Annotated in this window: 16 protein-coding genes; 15 read left to right on the top strand and 1 reads right to left on the bottom strand. The window is 45.2% G+C overall.

Annotation, left to right across the window (positions count from 1 at the left end):
- Window positions 1–57: 57 nt before the first annotated feature.
- Window positions 58–156, bottom strand: coding sequence for an Rdx family protein (locus tag AC0J20_RS12210; RefSeq protein ID WP_473021851.1), 99 nt, complete (start codon window positions 154–156; stop codon window positions 58–60).
- Window positions 157–504: 348 nt separating this feature from the next.
- Between AC0J20_RS12210 and gnd the strand changes: the two genes are divergently transcribed.
- The 15 genes from gnd to AC0J20_RS12285 all read left to right on the top strand — a co-directional run bounded on the left by gnd (window position 505) and on the right by AC0J20_RS12285 (window position 19,647).
- Window positions 505–1,959 (top strand): decarboxylating NADP(+)-dependent phosphogluconate dehydrogenase, encoded by a 1,455-nt coding sequence (gene gnd, locus AC0J20_RS12215; RefSeq protein ID WP_473021852.1) that lies wholly within the window; start codon window positions 505–507, stop codon window positions 1,957–1,959.
- Window positions 1,960–2,145: 186 nt separating this feature from the next.
- Window positions 2,146–2,400 carry a DUF3862 domain-containing protein gene (locus tag AC0J20_RS12220; protein WP_229527614.1) on the top strand — a complete coding sequence of 85 codons (255 nt, stop codon included), beginning with the start codon at window positions 2,146–2,148 and terminating at the stop codon, window positions 2,398–2,400.
- A gap of 18 nt (window positions 2,401–2,418) precedes the next feature.
- Window positions 2,419–3,087, top strand: coding sequence for an SIMPL domain-containing protein (locus AC0J20_RS12225; RefSeq protein ID WP_473021853.1), 669 nt, complete (start codon window positions 2,419–2,421; stop codon window positions 3,085–3,087).
- 196 nt (window positions 3,088–3,283) lie between these two features.
- Complete coding sequence (locus AC0J20_RS12230; protein WP_229527612.1) at window positions 3,284–3,748, top strand: GAF domain-containing protein; 465 nt, start codon at window positions 3,284–3,286, stop codon at window positions 3,746–3,748.
- The gene (locus AC0J20_RS12235; RefSeq protein ID WP_229527611.1) at window positions 3,745–4,026 is read left to right on the top strand and encodes a hypothetical protein; all 282 of its coding nucleotides are present in this window, start codon (window positions 3,745–3,747) and stop codon (window positions 4,024–4,026) included. Before AC0J20_RS12230 ends, AC0J20_RS12235 begins: the two co-directional genes overlap by 4 nt.
- A 30-nt stretch (window positions 4,027–4,056) precedes the next feature.
- Window positions 4,057–4,713 carry an RNA chaperone ProQ gene (gene proQ, locus AC0J20_RS12240; protein ID WP_229527610.1) on the top strand — a complete coding sequence of 219 codons (657 nt, stop codon included), beginning with the start codon at window positions 4,057–4,059 and terminating at the stop codon, window positions 4,711–4,713.
- 4 nt (window positions 4,714–4,717) lie between these two features.
- Entirely contained in the window at window positions 4,718–6,754 is a 2,037-nt protein-coding gene (prc, locus tag AC0J20_RS12245; RefSeq protein ID WP_229527609.1) for a carboxy terminal-processing peptidase, read from the top strand.
- Between the two features lie 121 nt (window positions 6,755–6,875).
- Window positions 6,876–8,210, top strand: a complete 1,335-nt coding sequence (locus tag AC0J20_RS12250; protein ID WP_229527608.1) for a sodium-dependent transporter — start codon at window positions 6,876–6,878, stop codon at window positions 8,208–8,210.
- Window positions 8,211–8,239: 29 nt separating this feature from the next.
- Window positions 8,240–9,739, top strand: coding sequence for a Na+/H+ antiporter NhaC (gene nhaC, locus AC0J20_RS12255; protein WP_229527607.1), 1,500 nt, complete (start codon window positions 8,240–8,242; stop codon window positions 9,737–9,739).
- Between the two features lie 12 nt (window positions 9,740–9,751).
- The gene (pepN, locus tag AC0J20_RS12260; RefSeq protein ID WP_473021854.1) at window positions 9,752–12,337 is read left to right on the top strand and encodes an aminopeptidase N; all 2,586 of its coding nucleotides are present in this window, start codon (window positions 9,752–9,754) and stop codon (window positions 12,335–12,337) included.
- A gap of 34 nt (window positions 12,338–12,371) precedes the next feature.
- Window positions 12,372–12,593 (top strand): DUF2835 family protein, encoded by a 222-nt coding sequence (locus tag AC0J20_RS12265; RefSeq protein WP_229527605.1) that lies wholly within the window; start codon window positions 12,372–12,374, stop codon window positions 12,591–12,593.
- A 193-nt stretch (window positions 12,594–12,786) separates the two neighbouring features.
- The gene (locus AC0J20_RS12270; RefSeq protein ID WP_229527604.1) at window positions 12,787–14,886 is read left to right on the top strand and encodes a DUF1302 domain-containing protein; all 2,100 of its coding nucleotides are present in this window, start codon (window positions 12,787–12,789) and stop codon (window positions 14,884–14,886) included.
- Window positions 14,887–14,895: 9 nt separating this feature from the next.
- Window positions 14,896–16,263 (top strand): DUF1329 domain-containing protein, encoded by a 1,368-nt coding sequence (locus tag AC0J20_RS12275; RefSeq protein WP_229528033.1) that lies wholly within the window; start codon window positions 14,896–14,898, stop codon window positions 16,261–16,263.
- Window positions 16,264–16,419: 156 nt separating this feature from the next.
- The gene (locus tag AC0J20_RS12280) at window positions 16,420–17,313 is read left to right on the top strand and encodes a WD40/YVTN/BNR-like repeat-containing protein (RefSeq protein ID WP_473021856.1); all 894 of its coding nucleotides are present in this window, start codon (window positions 16,420–16,422) and stop codon (window positions 17,311–17,313) included.
- Between the two features lie 15 nt (window positions 17,314–17,328).
- Window positions 17,329–19,647 carry an efflux RND transporter permease subunit gene (locus AC0J20_RS12285; protein WP_473021857.1) on the top strand — a complete coding sequence of 773 codons (2,319 nt, stop codon included), beginning with the start codon at window positions 17,329–17,331 and terminating at the stop codon, window positions 19,645–19,647.
- The last annotated feature ends 137 nt before the right edge of the window (window positions 19,648–19,784 follow it).

A 19,784-nucleotide genomic window follows, 5' to 3' on the forward strand; every position in this document is an offset into this window, starting at 1 on the left:
TCTTTCTTTTTTGGTCGAAAGATCCGATCACCTCAAGGGCATTTAGTTCATTTGTTCTTATGCGCAGCTCAGGTTAAGTAACTCTTGGGCCATCCAGGCTGAGCGCATTAACCAGCGACATTGTGTGCAGTACATAATTTCAACTTTGTAAGACATACGTGTTCCTAATCGTTATTGCATCAGGTTTTAAACAGGCCAATTTCCCTTTGCTTCTGGTTGAGCCAGCTTGTGAATATTTGACTTCCTGAAAACTCAATGGTGTAGTCTTTTTCATCTGAAATAAAGACTAGTTGAGAACTTGTCATTCTAAATTATTCGATAATTTACCCAAATAGAAATTATTATCATTTATTATGATGTCACAGGTATGTTGATGTTGGCCGGTAACTGTTGGGTAAGATGCAATATACCTTGTATGTAATGAGTTACAGGATTCACCTCCGGGGAACATGAGCAATCAATATCACCGTGAACTTTACTTTTTCAGAGAATTACCGAGCAGATATGAAAACTAAATCAGATATTGGCCTTATTGGGCTGGCTGTGATGGGAGAAAACCTCATCCTAAATATGGCGAATAAAGGCTTCACCGTGACCGCCTACAATCGTTCGACTGACAAAGTCTCGCATTTTATCAATGGCCGGGCGAAAGGTTTAACTATTCGCGGTGCGGATAGCTTAGAGGCACTGGTTGATTCATTAGCTGTGCCGCGAAAAGTGATGTTGATGGTAAAGGCCGGCGCCGCGGTAGATGCTGTGATTGAGCAGTTGATCCCGTTGCTGGACGAAGGTGACATTATTATCGATGGCGGTAATACCTACTTCCCTGATACAAACCGTCGAGTCGCCTGGCTAAGAGAAAAAGGTATTCACTTTATTGGTACGGGGGTCTCTGGTGGTGAAGAAGGGGCTTTAACTGGCCCTTCAATTATGCCAGGTGGTGCAGTTGAGGCCTGGCCTGAGGTTAAACCAATATTTCAGCGCATTGCCGCGAAGGTCGAAGGGGATTTTCCTTGTTGTGATTGGGTGGGTGAAGATGGTGCCGGCCATTTTGTGAAAATGGTACACAATGGCATTGAGTACGGAGATATGCAGTTGATTTGTGAGGCGTACCAGCTCATGAAGCAATACGTAGGGTTAACCGCTGATGAAATTCACCAGGTGTTCGCGGAATGGAATAAAGGCGACCTGGACAGCTACCTGATGGAAATTAGCCGCGACATCATGGCATTTAAAGATACTGATGGCACACCGCTGGTCGAGAATATATTAGATACCGCAGGACAAAAAGGAACCGGCAAATGGACGTGTGTTGCTGCGCTGGAGCTGGGTGTGCCATTAACCCTGATTGGTGAAGCGGTATTCGCCAGATGCCTTTCCGCACAAAAAGATGAACGCGTTGCTGCTGCAAAAATCATTTCTGGCCCTGAGTCAACGTTTGATGGCGACCGACAGACTTTCATTGAAGATCTGCGCCAGGCTGTTTTTGCCGCCAAGATTGTAAGCTACGCACAAGGCTATGTATTGATGCGAGAAGCGGCTAAAGAACATGGCTGGCATCTCAATTATGGTGGAATAGCCATGATGTGGCGAGGCGGTTGTATAATCCGCTCAGCATTCCTGGGCAATATTAAAGAGGCTTTTGATAAGCAGCCCGGGCTTGCCAACCTGATGTTGGACAGTTATTTCAGTGAAAAATTACAAGCCGCTCAGGCGGGTTGGAGAAGAGTGGCGGCCGCTGCATTAATGAATGGTATTGCTGCCCCCACCATCAACTCAGCGCTGAGTTATTTCGATGGCTACCGCAGTGAAAGATTGCCGGCAAACCTGTTGCAAGCACAACGTGATTACTTTGGTGCTCATACCTACGAGCGCCTGGACAAAAAACGTGGTGAGTATTTTCACACGAACTGGACCGGACGCGGTGGTGATACCGCGTCAACTACCTATGACGTATAAGGCTTCAGAGCGATAGATGATAGCCATACGGTGTCTGACAAAATGACAACTCAGTTGCAACAGGCACCGGGTGATTCAAATGTGGGTGACACCTGGTCACCTGCATTACTATTGGTTACAGCAAATACTTAGACAAATACCTGGTCCTCGTTTAGAGTCTCAGTAAATTGTTGCCGGAGTAACCATATGAAAAAGCTCATTATTATTTTTATTGCAGCGCTGCTTTTAGTTGCCTGTTCCAGGTTGACTAAAGAAAACTACGATTTACTTAAATTAGGCATGAGTCAGGATGAAGTTCAGGCCATTATTGGGGCACCGAGCAATTGTTCTGAGACGTTAGGCACGACATCGTGTATCTGGGGCAGTGAAGATGGCAAACACATCAAAATCATTTTCCTGGGCGATAATGCCACAACCTTTAGCAACAACGGCTTAAAATAATCTCAAAGGAGTTTTACGATGAGAATTGCACTGTTTCTGGCTTGCTTTTGTCTGATATTTTCTTCAACTGGCTTTGCTCAAAATATCCTGAGAGTCTCAGGTCATGGCACCGTATTGACCGCGCCTGACGGCCTGCAATTTGACGTGATTATGCGTGAAAAAGGCCCCTTAGTGAGTAAGCTTTTTGCTTCTGTTTCACAAAAAACGGAACAGGTGCAAAGTCTGTTAATCAAGCAGGGCGTTGAAAAACAGCACATCCAAAGTATGCAGATCTTTGTTTCCCCGTGGATTGAATATGAAAACCAAAACAGGGAACAAAAAGGCTTTGAATTAACGCGCATCATTAAAGTAAATATCAAAGAAACTGAAGCATTAAGTTTGATTTTTGACCATGTTTTTCGCATCGCAAATGTTGAAATTAACAACATTCAAATGCTGGTCAGTAACGAACAACAACACTATGAAACCGCGTTGCTTAATGCTATAGCTGATGCCCAGGAAAAAGCTAAACAAATGGCTGGTAAGTTAGGGGTGTCTTTGGGGGACGTTGTTGGCGTATCAGAGATCTCTGCTAACCTGCCAGTGCATGAATCCGCAGGTATGATGCGGGTTGCTGCAAAGGATAGCTTTATGCCGGGCGAAACTGGAATTAGCGCGATAGTGGAAGTGCAATTCGCTATCAATTAGTGCCAGTTGATATATCTATATAATTAAGCAAACCTTGATCTTTGCTTAATTTCCCCAATATCGCTTTTCCCGAAAAAACAAATGCGTAATACAGCCCCTTTTTCTGTTTTACGCATACGAATGTAATTTGAAATCTGTTTTAAATTAATGCAAAACAAATTAAATTAGCATTCTCTTGAAATTGCAGGAAAGAATTATGGCGAAAACGAAAGAGCAGTTATACGATGAATTAGCGCAGGAAGCCGAAGCTATTTTGGCCGGTGAATCTGATATGATCGCTAATCTCGCGAACGTTGCCTCTCTTGTCTGGAATAAACTACCGTCCGTTAACTGGGCGGGTTTTTATCTTCTGAAAGGTGATGAATTGGTTTTAGGACCATTCATGGGTAAACCGGCTTGTGTGCGTATCCCGGTTGGTCGTGGCGTATGCGGTGCCGCCGCCAAAACTAAATTCCCACAGGTGGTTGAGGATGTTCATGAGTTTGAGGGGCATATCGCCTGCGATCACGCTTCAAATTCTGAAATTGTTATCCCGGTAATGGTCAATGGGGCGTTAATCGGTGTGCTGGATTTAGACAGCCCTGAAAAAGCCCGCTTCGATAAGATGGATCTGGTGGGATTGCAAAAAGTAGTTAAAATCGTAGAGGCTGCTTTAGCTTGAAGGAATTCTTTGATATTCACGTAGTTTTAGCTACGGCTGAAGACATGGATGTCTTTGATGAAGAGCAGGCAGAAGAAGCTGCTGAGCAGTTGAATACGATATTGCACCTGTTGTACGACAAAGCCGATGAAGACATCCCGGTAGAACAATTAGAGAATATGGTGCAGCACGTATGGGAAAATTGGCGAGAAGATGCCGATTTATTGTCAATTGATGCCCAGGATTTAAGTGATTGGGTTGACCAATTGCTGGCAACTTGGGATGATGCGCACATCTGAACAATTATTAACACAAGACTATTTCCATTAATGGATACTTCCGAAAAATTTTCTGACTCAAAACAAGTCATCCAATTCCTGACCGAAACATTTCCAGCGTGCTTTACCAGTGAAGGTGATGCAAAGCCGCTTAAGATCGGTATTTTTCAAGATCTTGCCGAGGCACTGAAAGATGAGCCACGGGTAAGTAAGACCCTTTTACGTAGTTCTTTGCGGCACTACACCAACAGCTGGCGTTATTTGTATTCCATCAAAGAAGGTGCAGATCGCGTAAGCCTTGATGGCAGTGCAGACGCTAAAGTTGAAAAAGACCATGAAGATCATGCGCAGTTGCAACTCAAAGAGAGTAAGCAAAAAGTCGCTGAGCGGAAAAAATCTGAAGCGAAAGCGCGGCAACAGGACGGTGAAAAGAAAAATTACAAAAATAAGTCAAAAGCTAATGGCAAGACTGCACCAGATAACGCTAAGCTAAAAGAACGCAAAGCGCCAGCTAACAGACCTAAACCTGAAAAGTTAACGGATTCAGATTTAGTAGCTGGTACCAAAGTGTCCGTAAAAGTCGGCAAGTCTCCGATGCCTGCGACGATAGTTGAAGTGGGCAAAGATGGCATTCAGGTTATACTTGATTCTGGAATGCAGATAAAAGTACAGCAAGACAACCTGCGACTTATAGCCAAAAAAAGGTAGTTGTATGAGAAAAGTAGTTCGTGTAACAGTTCTGTCAGCATTGCTGGCATCAATGGTATCCGGGAGTGTTTTCGCTTCTGACAATGCCCCCGAAGCACTGCCAGAGTTGAATCCGGAAGGACAACACAAGGTAGCTGCAAAGCGGATATCTGATCTGTTTACACGAGCTCACTACAAAGAAATACAACTCAACGACAGCACATCTGAAATGATCTTTGATCGCTATTTGCGTTCCCTTGATGCAAATAAATCGGTGTTTTTGGCATCTGACATCGAGCAACTGCGCAAATTCAAAGATGATTTTGATGAAGCCCTGTCAAAAGGCGATATGTCTGTCGCCTATAAAATGTATGAACAAAACCTGGAAAAGCGACTGGAACGATTTCAGTTTGCTTTGACACTGTTGGAGAAACCTTTCGACTTTGAAAAGGAAGGGGATAAATATTACTACGACAGAGAAGATGCCCAGTGGCCTGCAAATAATGCTGAATTAGACGAAATTTGGCGTCAGCGCATCAAATACGATGCGTTGAATCTGAAACTGGCGGGTAAAAACCAGGAAGAAATTAAAGATTTACTGGAAAAACGCTACAACCGCGCCATAAAACGATTACACCAAACCAAGAGCGAAGATGTGTTCCAGACGGTGATGAACGCGTTTGCACGCAGTATCGAAGCGCATACCAGCTATCTTTCGCCTCGCAACGCCGAACGTTTTCAGATGGAAATGAACCTGTCTTTTGAAGGCATCGGTGCCGTGTTGCAACTGGAAGACGATTTTACCGTGATCCGCAGTATTGTGCCTGGTGGACCGGCGGATTTATCCAAAAAAATAAAACCGGAAGATAAAATTGTCGGTGTTGCTCAGGAAGGCGAAGAGTTTATTGATGTCATCGGTTGGCGTCTCGATGAGGTGGTAGAGCTGATCAAAGGGCCAAAAGGTACCGAAGTTCGACTACAGGTTGTTAAAGCCACCGGCGATGTTGCTGCACCTGAGGTCGTCGCCATTGTACGCGATAAGATTAAACTGGAAGATCGCGCCGCTCAGTCGAAAGTGTATGTACCTGAAGTCGGTGTGCACAAAGGCAAAAAAGTCGGCGTGATTACCATTCCATCTTTTTACAATAACCTGCATCAGGATGTGAGAAATGAGCTGGCCTCTCTGGAAAAAGATAACGTAGAAGCTGTTATTGTTGATTTGCGCGGTAATGGCGGCGGTTCATTAACCGAAGCTACGCTGGTGTCCGGATTATTTATTGATGAAGGCCCAGTAGTCCAGGTGCGTTACAGTACCGGTAAGATCAGTGTAAACAGTGATACTGATGGTGTGACATACTACGATGGCCCGTTAACGGTTATGGTGGACAGGTACAGCGCATCCGCATCCGAAATATTTGCAGCGGCAATGCAGGATTATGGACGTGCTCTAATTGTCGGTGAACAGACCTTTGGTAAAGGCACGGTGCAACAGCATCGGGGACTGGGACGTATCTATGACTTTTACGACAATCCGCTAGGCAGTGTGCAATTTACTATTGCGAAATTTTACCGCATTAATGGTGGCAGTACCCAGCACAAGGGGGTAGTGCCCGATATTCTTTTCCCATCGCCAATTGAGGCTGCAGAATGGGGAGAAAGCCAGGAAGATAATGCGTTGCCATGGGACAGCATATCACGAGCGAACTACACGACTTTCGGTGAAACCAGCTCAGCTGTCACCCAGGTGAATAGCAAATATCAACAACGCATAGCCACTGACCCTGAGTTTGCTTATATCTTTAACGATATTGAGCGTTATAAAGAGAGCAAAGATAAAGACTACATCAGTATTGTTGAATCAGAGCGTAAGAAGGAAAAAGAAGATCTGGAAGCGCAGCAATTACAACGGGTAAATGAAAGACTGGTGAGAATGGGCAAAGAAAAGATCACGACATTAGATGATGTACCAGAGGATTTAGAAGAGTTAGACCCATATCTGGATGAAGCGGTAAATATTACTCTCGATGTGGTAAATACTGGCAAGTATGCCATTAACCGTTGATCTCGATTTAATTCACTAAAAAGGGCTTTCAGGCCCTTTTTTATTGGTTGCAAAAAATTCCGTACGCGGTGAAGATTGCAGATTAATTACAAAAATAACAACATAACAACAAGGAATTTACATGAATAACAGAGGCGAGTTTTCAACGAGAATAGGTTTTATTCTTGCCGCTGCCGGCTCAGCTGTGGGCCTGGGAAACATTTGGGGCTTCCCTACACAAGTCGCCAGCAATGGTGGTGCTGCATTTGTTTTGGTATATATCATTTTAGCGTTTGTACTGGCCTATCCGGTATTGATGGCTGAACTAATCATCGGCCGTGCCACACGTGCAAACATGGTGGATGCGCTCGGGCAGGTAACCGGCCACAAAATTGGGCGGGCAACAGGGGTATGGGGCTTTATAACCGTCTCTCTTATTTTGTCCTTCTACGCTATTGTCGCGGGTTGGATGATTTCCCATTGTATTGAAGCGCTGATGTCTTTCCTGGGGCAAGATTCATTGTCAGACTGGCTCACCAGCCAGTCCCAGTCACGTAACCTGATATTCTGCGCTATATTCATTTCGTTAACTGCATCAATCGTGGTTGGTGGTGTCAGCGATGGCATAGAAAAATGGTCAGTGCGTTTGATGCCAACCCTGTTTGTTATTGTCGGTATTCTGATTTTGTATGTTGCGATGCAGGACGGTGCATCGGAAGGAATGCGGGCTTATTTACTGCCGGATTTCAGCAAAATAGGTAATCCCGACCTGCTCATTAGTGCGATGGGGCAGGCGTTTTTCTCTATGTCGCTGGGGGTAGGGACCATGTTGGTGTATGGTTCGTACGTCAGTAAAAAAGAGAATCTGCCATCGTTAGGGGTGTCAGTGGCTCTGGTGGATATTGGCGTTGCCATTTTGGCCGGTCTGCTTATTATTCCGGCTATGTATGTTGCGATGCATAATGGCGTCACCATTTTCAATGAAAGCGGTGTGCTAATCGAAGGGTCTAATCTGATATTCGCGGTTCTGCCTGAACTGTTCAATACTATGGGTGATATCGGAAGCCTTGTTGGCTTTGCTTTTTTTGCGCTTATGATTATCGCAGCATTAACCTCGTCTATTTCAATGCTGGAAGTGCCGGTTGCCTATGTGGTCGAAAGTAAAAATGTAGCCCGTACAAAAGCGGTATGGCTTATCGCCGGAGCGATTTTATTGATCAGCGCCACGTTAGTATTTAATTTTGATTGGCTATTTGGCCTGGTGGTTTCACTGACAACAGAATATAGTCAACCCTTGTTAGGGCTTGTATTGTCTATTTACGCCGGTTGGGTTTGGAAAAGAAACGAAATTCTGCAAGAACTTAAAAATGGCAATGAAGCTGCCGAGCACTCATTTTTCTGGCGGGTATGGCCCTGGTACATTAAGTTTGTATGTCCGGTCATTATTGTCGTTATGTTTGTCCGCTCTTTCTTTTAAATTACCCGTTGTATCGAAGAGAATAAAAGATGTCAGAATCACAATATAAAGAACCTTCACTACTGGATTCCATTATCCCTATTGTCGTGCTTATTTCCCTGTTGGGCACGTCAGTGGTGGTATTCGGGAGTGACTCTTCCAGCGGACCCAATCAGATTGCATTACTGTTAGGTATGGCAGTAACGGCCATTGTTGGATTAAAGAATGGCTTTACCTGGAAAGAAATAGAAGAGGGGTTGATCAAGGGGATTTCAATCTCATTAGGGGCCATACTGATTTTGTTAGCTGTTGGCTCCCTGATTGGCACCTGGTTATTGTCCGGGACGGTACCCACGCTAATTTACTACGGCCTTGAGCTACTTAATCCTACGGTGTTTTATACTGCCTCTGTGGTTATATGTGCTGTTGTTGCCATGAGCATTGGCAGTAGTTGGACCACTGCTGCAACTGTGGGTGTCGCCTTAATTGGTATCGCCAACGGGATGGGAATGTCCGAAGCGATTACTGCAGGTGCCATTGTGTCTGGTGCGTATTTCGGTGACAAGGTTTCACCTCTCTCAGAAACCACCAACCTGGCACCGGCCGTCGCTGGTACGGATTTGTTTTCTCATATTCGATACATGCTGTGGACTACGGTACCGAGCATTGTAATCGCATTAATCTTATTCACCTTCCTGGGCTTTAATGCCTCCAATAACGTTGACTCAGAAAATATTGCTCAAATGCAATCTTTGCTACAGCAGGAATTCAATATTGAGTTTCATATGCTCATTCCCTTGTTTGTGTTGTTGGCAATGGCCATTAAAAAGGTACCGGCATTTCCTTCTGTGGGTTTCGGGGCGTTGCTCGGTGGCCTTTGGGCGATTTTATTTCAGCCAGAAGCCATAGCCCGGTTAGCGGATGGCGATTACTCCATTCCGATGGCGATTAAAGTCGTGTGGATTGCGTTGTTTGATGGCGTGTCGTTTACTACCACTGACGCTAATCTCAATGATCTACTTTCCGGTGGTGGCATGTCCAGTATGCTCAATACCATCTGGTTAATCATGTGTGCCATGTGTTTTGGTGCGGTATTGGAAAAAGTAGGCCTGTTAAAACGCGCTGTTAGCGCTATTTTGAAAGGGGCAAAATCCGCAGGGGATATGGTGACCAGAACTATTTTAACCTGTTTTGGAACTAACCTGATTACCGCTGATCAGTACATTTCCATAGTCATGCCGGGACGCATGTACAAAGAAGAGTTTAAAAAGCGCGGTTTACACCAGCTTAATTTGTCTCGTAGCCTTGAAGATGGAGGCACCATAACGTCACCGCTAATCCCCTGGAATACTTGTGGTGCTTACATGCACAGCGTATTGTTGGTACATCCCTTTGAGTATGCGGTGTTTGCCTTCTTTAATCTGATTAATCCGGTATTGGCAATTATTTATGCTTATCTCGGCATTAAGATATTGAGATTAGAGCCGCCTGAACATATACAAGTTACTACGAGTGATTCCCCAAATGGGACTTGCGGTCCCAATAACTAAAACAGGCAATAGATGGATAATTCTGCAGTAACGCCAGCCGCCAAACGGCTGGCTGACTATAAACCCTATGGCTTTGAAATTAAGTCAGTGGATTTGGTGTTTGATTTAGATCCACAGCGAACCCGGGTTACCAGTCGATTAAAAATTAAGAAAACCAACCTCAGCCAAAACAAGTTAATGCTTGATGGTGAAGGGTTGGCGCTGTTGTCTTTCAAAGTAAACGGTCAGGTTTACGAGGCATTCCGTGTTGTTGAAAATGGCCTGCAGGTGGTATTTCCCTTCGAAAACGCAGACGTTGAAATTGTTACAGAGTGTCTGCCGTCTGAAAACAAGTCGTTAGAAGGCCTGTACTATGCGGCCAATACTTTTTGTACCCAATGTGAAGCCGAGGGCTTCAGAAAGATAACCTACTTTCCTGACCGGCCAGATGTGTTGACAACCTACACGGTGAAAGTCATTGCCGACCAGGAAAAGTATCCCTATCTATTGTGCAATGGCAATAAAACCGGGCAAGGAGAGCTGGCAAACGGGCGTCACTGGGCGACATGGCATGATCCCTTTAAAAAGCCCTGTTATTTGTTTGCTTTGGTGGCAGGTGATTTTGACCAGGTTACCGACCAATATACCACTATCTCAGGACGTGATGTTGCACTTGAGTTGTACGTAGATAAAGGCAATGGCAGCAGAGGTCAGCACGCACTGGACTCCCTGAAAAAATCAATGCAATGGGATGAACAAACCTTTGGTCTGGAATACGACCTGGACGTGTACATGGTGGTTGCTGTTGATTTCTTTAATATGGGGGCAATGGAAAACAAAGGGCTGAATGTCTTCAACAGTAAATTTGTTCTGGCGAATGCGGAATCTGCCACCGACGAAGATTATTTCAACATTGAATCTATTATTGCCCATGAGTACTTTCACAACTGGACCGGAAATCGGGTTACCTGCCGGGACTGGTTCCAGTTAAGCCTGAAAGAAGGCCTGACGGTGTTCCGCGATCAACAGTTTAGTTCTGATATGTCTTCCCATATCAGCAACCGTATCAAACAGGTGCGGGTCATGCGGGAGCATCAGTTTGCTGAGGATGCCGGGCCAATGTCACATCCTATCCGCCCCGACGAAGTGATTGAAATGAACAATTTCTATACGGTGACGGTCTACGACAAAGGTGCTGAAGTGATTCGCATGATCCACACTCTGCTGGGGCAGGATGGATTCAGGAAAGGGATGGATTGTTATTTTGAACGTCACGACGGCCAGGCCGTAACCTGTGATGACTTTGTGCAGGCTATGCAGGATGCCAGCGGTGTTGATTTATCGCAATTCAGACGTTGGTATAGCCAGTCAGGTACGCCGGTAGTATCAGTGTCTAAACACTACGATCCGGCGAATAACACCCTGACGATAAGTCTAAAGCAAACTCACCCGCCAACAGCAGGTCAAAAAGAAAAACAAAACTTACATATTCCGGTGGCCTGGGAATTGTTCGATAAGCATACCGACGAGGTAAAAAGCGGGGTTTTCAGTTTATTGAATGACGCTGATGATCTGGTCATTGAAAATGTAAATGCGGAACAAAATATCGCGTTGTTTACCGACTTTTCTGCGCCAGTAAAGGTGCAGCAGGCAATCGATAACAGCGAGTCGCTGGAAATCATGTTGTATGCCAAAGACAGCTTTGCGCGTTGGGATGCTGCGCAGTCGGTATACTCTGATTTAATCTGGAAGCGAGCTGATACCGGGGGGGATGTTGCAGGTGACATAGCCGCCATTGCTCAACAATTGATATCTGCCGGTATTTCCGACCTTGGTCTGCTGAGCGAGCTGTTGTCTTTACCTGGCTTTGAATACCTGAGTGAACAACGTGAAAAAGTGGATGTTTTAACGCTGTATAGCGCCAGAGAAGCGGTTCGAAAATCTTTGGCCGATGCACTCAACACATTCGCTGTCGACTATATTGAAGGGTTTGAAAATAAGCCGTATCAGTATGAGACCAGCGATGCAGAAAAGCGCCGGTTGAAGAACTTATTGTTGCAATACCACACATTGGCCAGTGGCCAGACTGATTTGGCACAACAGCAATTTTCTTTAGCGAATAACATGACCGATTCGCTGGGCGCGTTACATGCGCTGAGAACCCCAGGGACCCTGGGTTGTTTTGAAAACTTGATGTTAGACTTTGAACAAAAGTGGCATGACGACGTACTGGTACTTGATAAGTGGTTTGCGCTACATGCCGGCACCGACAGAGACGATATCTTGCCCACTTTGGATTTGCTCACCAGCCATCAACGCTTTACGTTTGATAACCCTAACAGAGTGCGTTCAGTTGTTGGTACATTTGCTTTTTACAATGTTCCGCAGTTTCACAAAGAGGATGGTTCCGGTTACCAATATGTCGCCGATAACATTATTCGACTTAACAGTGTTAATCCCCAGGTTGCATCGCGCATAATTACACCACTATTGAAGTGGAAAAAGCTCACAGGTCCTCAGGCTGAAAATATGCGTCTGCAATTAACGCGTATCGCCGATACGTCAGGATTAAGTAAAGATGTGTACGAAAAAGTAACCAAAAGTCTTGGCTCTGATTAAATCAGAGCCATTTATTTAAAAAATATTCACAAAAATGAAAAGTTATTTTTTCAGCCTCAATATCAGTTATTTCGATTGTGAAAATCTTTATCGACCTCAATTGAACACCTGTTTGATGACGTCCGACTCAGGCGAAAAAGTGCAACTTCCCACCAAGAATCTCAGGCCGTATGTAACGAAAACAGGGATTCAGGGGCGATTTCGTCTAATCGTGGATGAAAATAACAAGCTCAAATCCTTTGAAAAAATTGCCTAGCCAGGCTATTACTTCGTTTACCTAAAATAAATAAATGTTGATATAACCGAACCTTACCATCATTTTAACTGGTACGATTAGTTCTTGCGTCCGTATTAAAATGATGTAATCATTTTGTTAATTATAAGCATGCACTCTGTGTTTATAGGGTACACACAACACCAGCCTGCAGAGACAGGGGAGAATAAAAATCATGATCAAAGGGCCTCGTATCTTCAAAAAGTCGCCTCTTGCCATTGGACTGGCCGCTGCTACCGTTATGTCGGTTCCAGCCCACAGTGCAAATTGGGAAGTCGGTGGTTTCAATATTACGTTCGATTCAACCTTTTCACTGGGAACCAGTTATCGGGTTGAAGACCGTGATTTCGGGAAAATTTCTAACAGTAGCCAACCCAACCTTGACTGGACCGGTTATAACATGACCACCAATATCATTTATGAGGGTGAGGATATCTGGAGACTGAATGACGGTGTTGGTGCCTATTCAGCGAACGGCGACCTGGGAAATTTAAACTTTGACAGGGGTGAAGCTTTTTCAACCGTATTTAAAGGCGTGCACGAATTAGACATCAATAAAGGTGACTGGGGTGTCTTCTTACGTGGCATGTACTACTACGACTTTGAATTGATGGACGGTGATCGTCCGTGGCAAAACCCTATCTCCAGCCAGTTGTCAGGTAACGATGGCCGCAGCGATCTGTGTGATGACCCAAGAGCGAAAGAAAACGCCTGTACTGACGTGCGGTTATTGGATGCGTTTTTCTATTGGGACACCTATCTGGGTGAAAAGCCATTCAGCTTGCGTATTGGTGACCAGGTGATTTCCTGGGGTGAGAGTACCTTTATTCAGCATGGTATCAATACAATCAACCCGGTGGATGTAGGTCGTGCCAGAGCACCAGGTGCGGAACTAAAAGAAGTATTTATTCCGGTGGGAACGGTATTTGCCTCATTGGGCCTGACTGACAGTTTTAGTGTCGACGCTTATTATCAGTATGAGTTTGAACGCAGTGTTTTACCCGTGTCTGGTACCTATTTTGGCACCAATGATTTCGCCGGTGACGGCGGTCACTTAAATAACATCCAGTTGAGCTTTACCCGTAACCCGGATATAGACCAGGCGTTTTTAATTAATTCTCTCAATCAAATTGGCGCAGCGGTACGTGCCGGTGCAGATCCAACAGCTATGGGCTCTGCATTGTTAGCACATGCAACCAAAGTGGCGATTCGTGCTGAAGGCGACGACTTCTACAACGACGCCAGTGACAGTGGTCAATACGGTGTTAAGTTTACCTACTTCTCTGAAGCGTTAAACAATACAGAGTTTAGCTTCTACCATCTGAATTATCACAGCAGCCGTCCATTACTTTCCGGACTTAGTGCTGACTACAGAGGACAGACTATTGCGCAAGATATAGGATTTCTTGCTGCTAATGAGATCACAGCGTCAAATATCACAGATTTAAAAATCTTCCCCAAAGCAGCGGCATACTTCCCGGAAGACATCAAACTGTACGGTATGAGCTTTAACACCAGCGTGGGTGAAACCTCTCTGGCGGGTGAAATTTCATTCCGTCCTGATGAGCCGATGCAGATTGACGATGTAACCCTGCTTTACGCGGCATTCCCGGAACAGTTAGCTGCAGCAGGACTGCGTCCTGATCTGGCGGGAATTTCTCAGTACGACTCGTACATAGGCCATGCACCGACTCCTGGTGAATTCATTGAAGGTTTTATTGAACTGGATAGCCTGCAGTTGCAGTTAACCGCGTCTCATTTATTTGGGCCGGTTGGATTCATAGATAACCTGATTGTTTTGGGTGAAGTGGGTTACGTAGAAATCCAGGATATGCCAGATCCAAGTGTGTTAGCGTTGGAAGCTCCAGGCACACACCGTTCAGTACCTCTGGTACCCATTACTAATCCTGATGGCTCAGTGTCTACCCGTGAAGGCTTACATGTCGGTTTATCTAACGGTCCGGAAACCGGTGCTCAGTTTGCGACTGATAATGCATGGGGTTACCGCTTACTGGCTGTAGCAGACTTTAACAACGTGTATAGTGGTATCAACTTAAGAGTGCGTTCTACGTTTGCCCACGATGTTGACGGAACCACACCAAATCCGTTGTTCCTGTTCACTGAAGATAGAAAATCGGGCAGCATCAGCTTCACTTTCGATTATCTGAGCAAGATGTCCGGCACCTTCTCCTACAATGCATTCTGGGGTGGTGGTCAGGCGAATGACTTATCCGATCGTGACTTTATCTCTTTTGACTTTAAGTATTCCATCTAAGGAGCGAATATAATGAAAAAACTGGCCCTGATTGCATCTGCAATTACCATGGCGCTGTCAGTAAACGTGGCAAATGCCAAAGTTTCTGAAGCAGAAGCCGCCAAGTTAGGAACCGAATTAACTCCGTTAGGTGGTGTCAAAGCTGGCAATGCTGATGGCAGTATTCCCGCGTGGGGCGGTGGTATCACGAAAGCGCCGGATGGTTACACACCCGGCGATTTCCACCCTGATCCATTTACTGCTGACAAGCCATTATTTGAGATCACATCCGCTAATCTTGAACAGTACAAAGCTTTTCTGACGCCTGGTCAGATAAAGCTGTTTGAAACCTATCCAGACACTTACCGCATGCCTGTGTACGAAACGCGACGCACAGCATCGAATCCACAATGGATCTACGATCAGGCAAAAGTAAATGCGGTTAACGCCGAACTGGTGCAAGGTGGTAACGGCATCAAAAACGCCTCAGGAGCAATTCCATTCCCGATCCCTTCAAATGGTCTGGAAGCTATCTGGAACCACTTATTGCGATATCGTGGCCAGGGAGTGCAGCGCTTCGGTGGTCAGGCAGCGCCGACTGCCAGTGGAGATTTCACTGTTATCGGGTTTGATGACGTTTTAATGATTAAATATTCTCAGCGCGATGCGACACCTGAGTCTCTGTTTGAAGAAAACGTACTGTTTAAATTCAAACAAAAAGTGACGGTACCAGCGCGTCTGGCAGGCACAGCGTTGCTTGTTCATGAAACCATGGACCAGGTAAAAGAGCCGCGGAAAGCCTGGACGTACAATACTGGTCAGCGCCGTGTGCGCCTGGCGCCAAACGTGGCCTATGATGCCCCGGGAACAGCGGCTGATGGCCTGAGAACCAGTGATGATCTGGATATGTTTAACGGTGCTCCGGACCGCTATAACTGGGAGTTAAAAGGTAAGCAAGAATTATATGTTGCTTACAACAACTACAAGTTGCACAGTGATCAGGTAAAATACGACGACATCTTAAAACCTGGTCATATCAATCCTGACCTGACGCGTTTTGAAAAACACCGTGTTTGGGTTGTTGAAGCCACACTGAAAGAAGGTGTCAGACACATCTACGAAAAACGCGTGTTCTTCATCGATGAAGATAGCTGGCAAATCCAGGTCGCGGATATGTATGATAATCGCGGCGAATTGTATCGGGTTAATATTGCTTATGGCGTAAATTATTATGAAGTTCCTACTCATTGGTCTACGCTTGATGTTAACCATGACCTCAACTCACGTCGTTATCTGGCGGTGGGACTTGATAATGAAGAGAGTATGTATGACTTCTCTGTAGAACTTCAGGATCAAGATTTCACTCCACAGGCGCTAAGAAGAGAAGGGCGTCGCTAAAATCTGTGTTGTTTGGTGGCCCACAAATGGGCCACCTTTTTCTATGTTGAAGGATTTATGAAATCAGCAAAAAGTATTCTCGTTTCTTGTCTTTTATTTTGTTCCGCGTTATCGGCAACTGAATCCTCTTATCTTGCCCCACTAGCTCACAAATCAATGTTATTGGATATCGTCACGTCAGACAGCCGTTTATTGGCCGTTGGTGAACGCGGCCATGTCCTGGTATCAGATGATAATGGCGCAAACTGGACGCAAAAGGTTGTGCCTACAAAATCCACGTTGACCGCTGCATTTGCAATGGGTGAGCAGCTCTGGGCGGTTGGGCATGATGCCGTAATACTTCATTCTGCTGACAATGGCGAAACCTGGCAAACTCAGCAGTTTCTACCTGAATTAGAGCGTCCTTTGCTGGATGTTTTTTTCTTCAACCCTGAGCAGGGAATTGCCATTGGCGCTTACGGGGTATTTTTCAGAACTCAGGACGGGGGACAAAACTGGGAGCGGGAATACCACCCAACGTTTCTGCACCCGGATGATCAAGCCTATGTTGAAGAGTTGAAAGTCGAGGATGAGGAATTTTACCGTCAGGAAATGGCGTCCATTTTACCGCATCTCAACCGAGTTACTGCCGATGGACAAAGATTGATTGTTGTCGGCGAATCTGGATTGGTGGCTTACAGCGAAGATTTTGGTCAGAGTTGGCAACGGGTAGAAACCAATTACTATGGTTCATTTTTCGGTGTTGCTAAACTGGCTAATGGTCACGTGATGGCGGCAGGATTGCGGGGTAGCCTGTATGTCTCTGAAGATGACATGGAGAGCTGGCGTCGTGTAGAAACTAAAACCACGGCGACGTTTAATTCTGTTATTCCAGTCAATGACTCCGGTGCAATACTCGTGGGTAATAACGGAACGATTGGATATTATCAAAACGGAACAATGCGACTCAAAAAACAGAAAGACGGTGAAAATGTCATCGATGCGATTGCTGCCGGGCAAAAGGCCATTGCAGTATCGGCTGTAGGTTTTAAATCTCTCCCTCTGAATTAAGGACATAAAACAGATATGAATTCGTTAACCGATCTTCTTGAGAAATTGCTGTTCAGGCATCGGCTTGCCGTTATCCTGCTGTTTTTTGTTGCGACAGGCTTTCTGTTTTTCCAGGCGATGCAACTTAAAATGGACGCCGCGTTTACCAAAAATATCCCGTTGAACCATGATTACATGGTGAACTACATGAAGCACAGCAAAGATTTTGGTGGTGCTAATAATGTGTTAGTTGCCGTGTGTGAAAAAGACGGTGACATTTTCAATGAGAATTTTTTCACTACCTTAAAGAATGTTCACGACCAGTTGTTTTTTATACCCGGTGTGGACAGAAGCCTGGTAACTTCGCTGTACTCACCATCTACACGTTTTACTGAAATTGTTGAAGGTGGCTTTGACGGTGGTCCGGTCATTCCTGCTGACTTTTCTCCTTCCAGTCCTGAAGCCTTAGAACTGGTTTCGGAAAATATCACCAAGGCAGGCATCGTTGGCAGACAAGTTTCCACTGATTTTCAATGCGCAATGGTGACGGCGCAGTTACTGGAACTGGACCCGGAAACAGGGGAAAAACTCGATACCCTGAAATTGGCCGCGCAGTTTGAAAATGAACTACGAGGTCAGTTTGAATCCGATACTATCAGTATCCATATCATTGGTTTCGCCAAGATGATTGGTGACGTGGCTGATGGTGCTAAAGACGTGGTGTTGTTCTTTACTATCGCGATTGCCATTACGGCCGTCATGGTTTACTTCTTTTCCAAGTCACTTATGCTGACCTTCCTGCCGCTGCTGTGTTCTGTAATTGCGGTGGTTTGGCAGTTGGGCTTGCTAACGGTAATAGGATTTGGTTTAGATCCTATGTCGATTCTGGTGCCGTTCCTGGTGTTTGCCATCGGTGTGAGTCATGGCGTGCAGATGATCAATGCCGTGGGCAAAGAAGTGGCCAATGGCTCTACTGCCAAATTGGCATCACAAAATGCTTTCAGAAAATTGTTAATACCTGGTGGTGTTGCACTGATATCAGACACTGTCGGTTTTATGACCTTGCTGGTGATTGACATTGGTATTATCCGCGAACTGGCTATCACGGCATCTATGGGGGTTGCAGTCATTATTCTGACCAACCTGATTTTGTTGCCGGTGTTAATGTCTTATCTGAAATTAAAAACCAAATGCGCCGAAGATGTTGTTAACAAAACAGAAAGTACAATAGACGCCATTTGGGAACGTATTTCATGTTGCTCATCAATGGGGGTTGCTAAGTATATTCTGGCGATTACCGCTGTATTGTTTGTACTGGGCTGGATACAGTCAAAAGAAATGAAAATTGGTGACCTGCATGCAGGTGCCCCGGCGCTGCACGAGTCGTCCCGTTACAATCAGGACACGTTTTTGATCACGGATAAGTTTGAAATCACGGTGGATTATATGTCCGTCCTGGTGGAAACTGATGCGGAAGCCTGTACGTCACACGATGTTATGAGCGCGATTGATGAGTTCCAGTGGAAAATGACCAACATTGATGGGGTGCAATCTGCTATCAGTTTACCGTCGGTAGCTAAACGTGTGAACGCCGGGTACAACGAAGGTAACTCTAAGTGGAAGGTATTACCAAGAAACGAGCAAACCATGGTTCAGGCCATTGGTCGGGTGCCCACATCCTCAGGCTTGTTGAACAGCAATTGCTCTGTTATGCCGATTATCTTGTTCATGGAAGATCACAAAGCCGAGACAATCAATCGTGTGGTTGATGCGGTCAAAGCGTTCAGAACCGAATATGAAACAGACAATCTGCAATTTAAACTGGCTTCCGGGCCGGTCGGTGTAATGGCAGCAACCAATGAAGCGGTTGCGGCGGCACAAGACCCTATGATGTTATATGTCTTTGGAGCCGTGATCATTTTGTGTCTGATGAGCTTCCGCTCACTACGGGCAACCTTATCCGTGGTTATACCCTTGTATGTGGTGTCAGTATTGGCTCAGGCATTGATGACATATCTTGAGATTGGCCTGACAGTATCGACCTTACCCGTTATTGCTCTTGGCGTAGGCATTGGTGTGGACTATGGAATTTATATCCTGTCTACCATGAGCCAAAAACTGAAAGACGGTATGTGTTGTCAGGATGCTTACCTTGAAGCCCTGAAGGAGCGGGGAAGTGCAGTACTATTCACAGGTATTACACTGGCTGTCGGCGTCAGTACATGGGTATTTTCGTCACTTAAGTTCCAGATGGATATGGGGATATTGCTGACATTTATGTTTGTGGTGAATATGCTGGGAGCTATACTGGTATTACCAGCTATCGCAGCCCTGTTCTGGCGTAAGCAAAAATAATATATTGCATAGCAATGCAAAAAATTAATAAAAAATGACCTTTCAGGTCATTTTTTATTTGAGAAGCCTGAATATTTATTTTTGGTGCAGTTTTGTGTTGTAAATTTCTCTTTAATATTCAGTAATATTCATGGAAA

The organism is Planctobacterium sp. R6, from assembly GCF_055755215.1.

Coding starts and splice junctions, on each gene's coding strand:
- proQ (WP_229527610.1), top strand. CDS start 4,057: ATGGATACTTCCGAAAAATTTTCTGACTCAAAACAAGTCATCCAATTC.
- pepN (WP_473021854.1), top strand. CDS start 9,752: ATGGATAATTCTGCAGTAACGCCAGCCGCCAAACGGCTGGCTGACTAT.
- AC0J20_RS12210 (WP_473021851.1), bottom strand. CDS start 156: ATGTCTTACAAAGTTGAAATTATGTACTGCACACAATGTCGCTGGTTA.
- gnd (WP_473021852.1), top strand. CDS start 505: ATGAAAACTAAATCAGATATTGGCCTTATTGGGCTGGCTGTGATGGGA.
- AC0J20_RS12270 (WP_229527604.1), top strand. CDS start 12,787: ATGATCAAAGGGCCTCGTATCTTCAAAAAGTCGCCTCTTGCCATTGGA.
- AC0J20_RS12280 (WP_473021856.1), top strand. CDS start 16,420: ATGTTATTGGATATCGTCACGTCAGACAGCCGTTTATTGGCCGTTGGT.
- prc (WP_229527609.1), top strand. CDS start 4,718: ATGAGAAAAGTAGTTCGTGTAACAGTTCTGTCAGCATTGCTGGCATCA.
- nhaC (WP_229527607.1), top strand. CDS start 8,240: ATGTCAGAATCACAATATAAAGAACCTTCACTACTGGATTCCATTATC.
- AC0J20_RS12230 (WP_229527612.1), top strand. CDS start 3,284: ATGGCGAAAACGAAAGAGCAGTTATACGATGAATTAGCGCAGGAAGCC.
- AC0J20_RS12220 (WP_229527614.1), top strand. CDS start 2,146: ATGAAAAAGCTCATTATTATTTTTATTGCAGCGCTGCTTTTAGTTGCC.
- AC0J20_RS12250 (WP_229527608.1), top strand. CDS start 6,876: ATGAATAACAGAGGCGAGTTTTCAACGAGAATAGGTTTTATTCTTGCC.
- AC0J20_RS12265 (WP_229527605.1), top strand. CDS start 12,372: ATGAAAAGTTATTTTTTCAGCCTCAATATCAGTTATTTCGATTGTGAA.
- AC0J20_RS12285 (WP_473021857.1), top strand. CDS start 17,329: ATGAATTCGTTAACCGATCTTCTTGAGAAATTGCTGTTCAGGCATCGG.
- AC0J20_RS12225 (WP_473021853.1), top strand. CDS start 2,419: ATGAGAATTGCACTGTTTCTGGCTTGCTTTTGTCTGATATTTTCTTCA.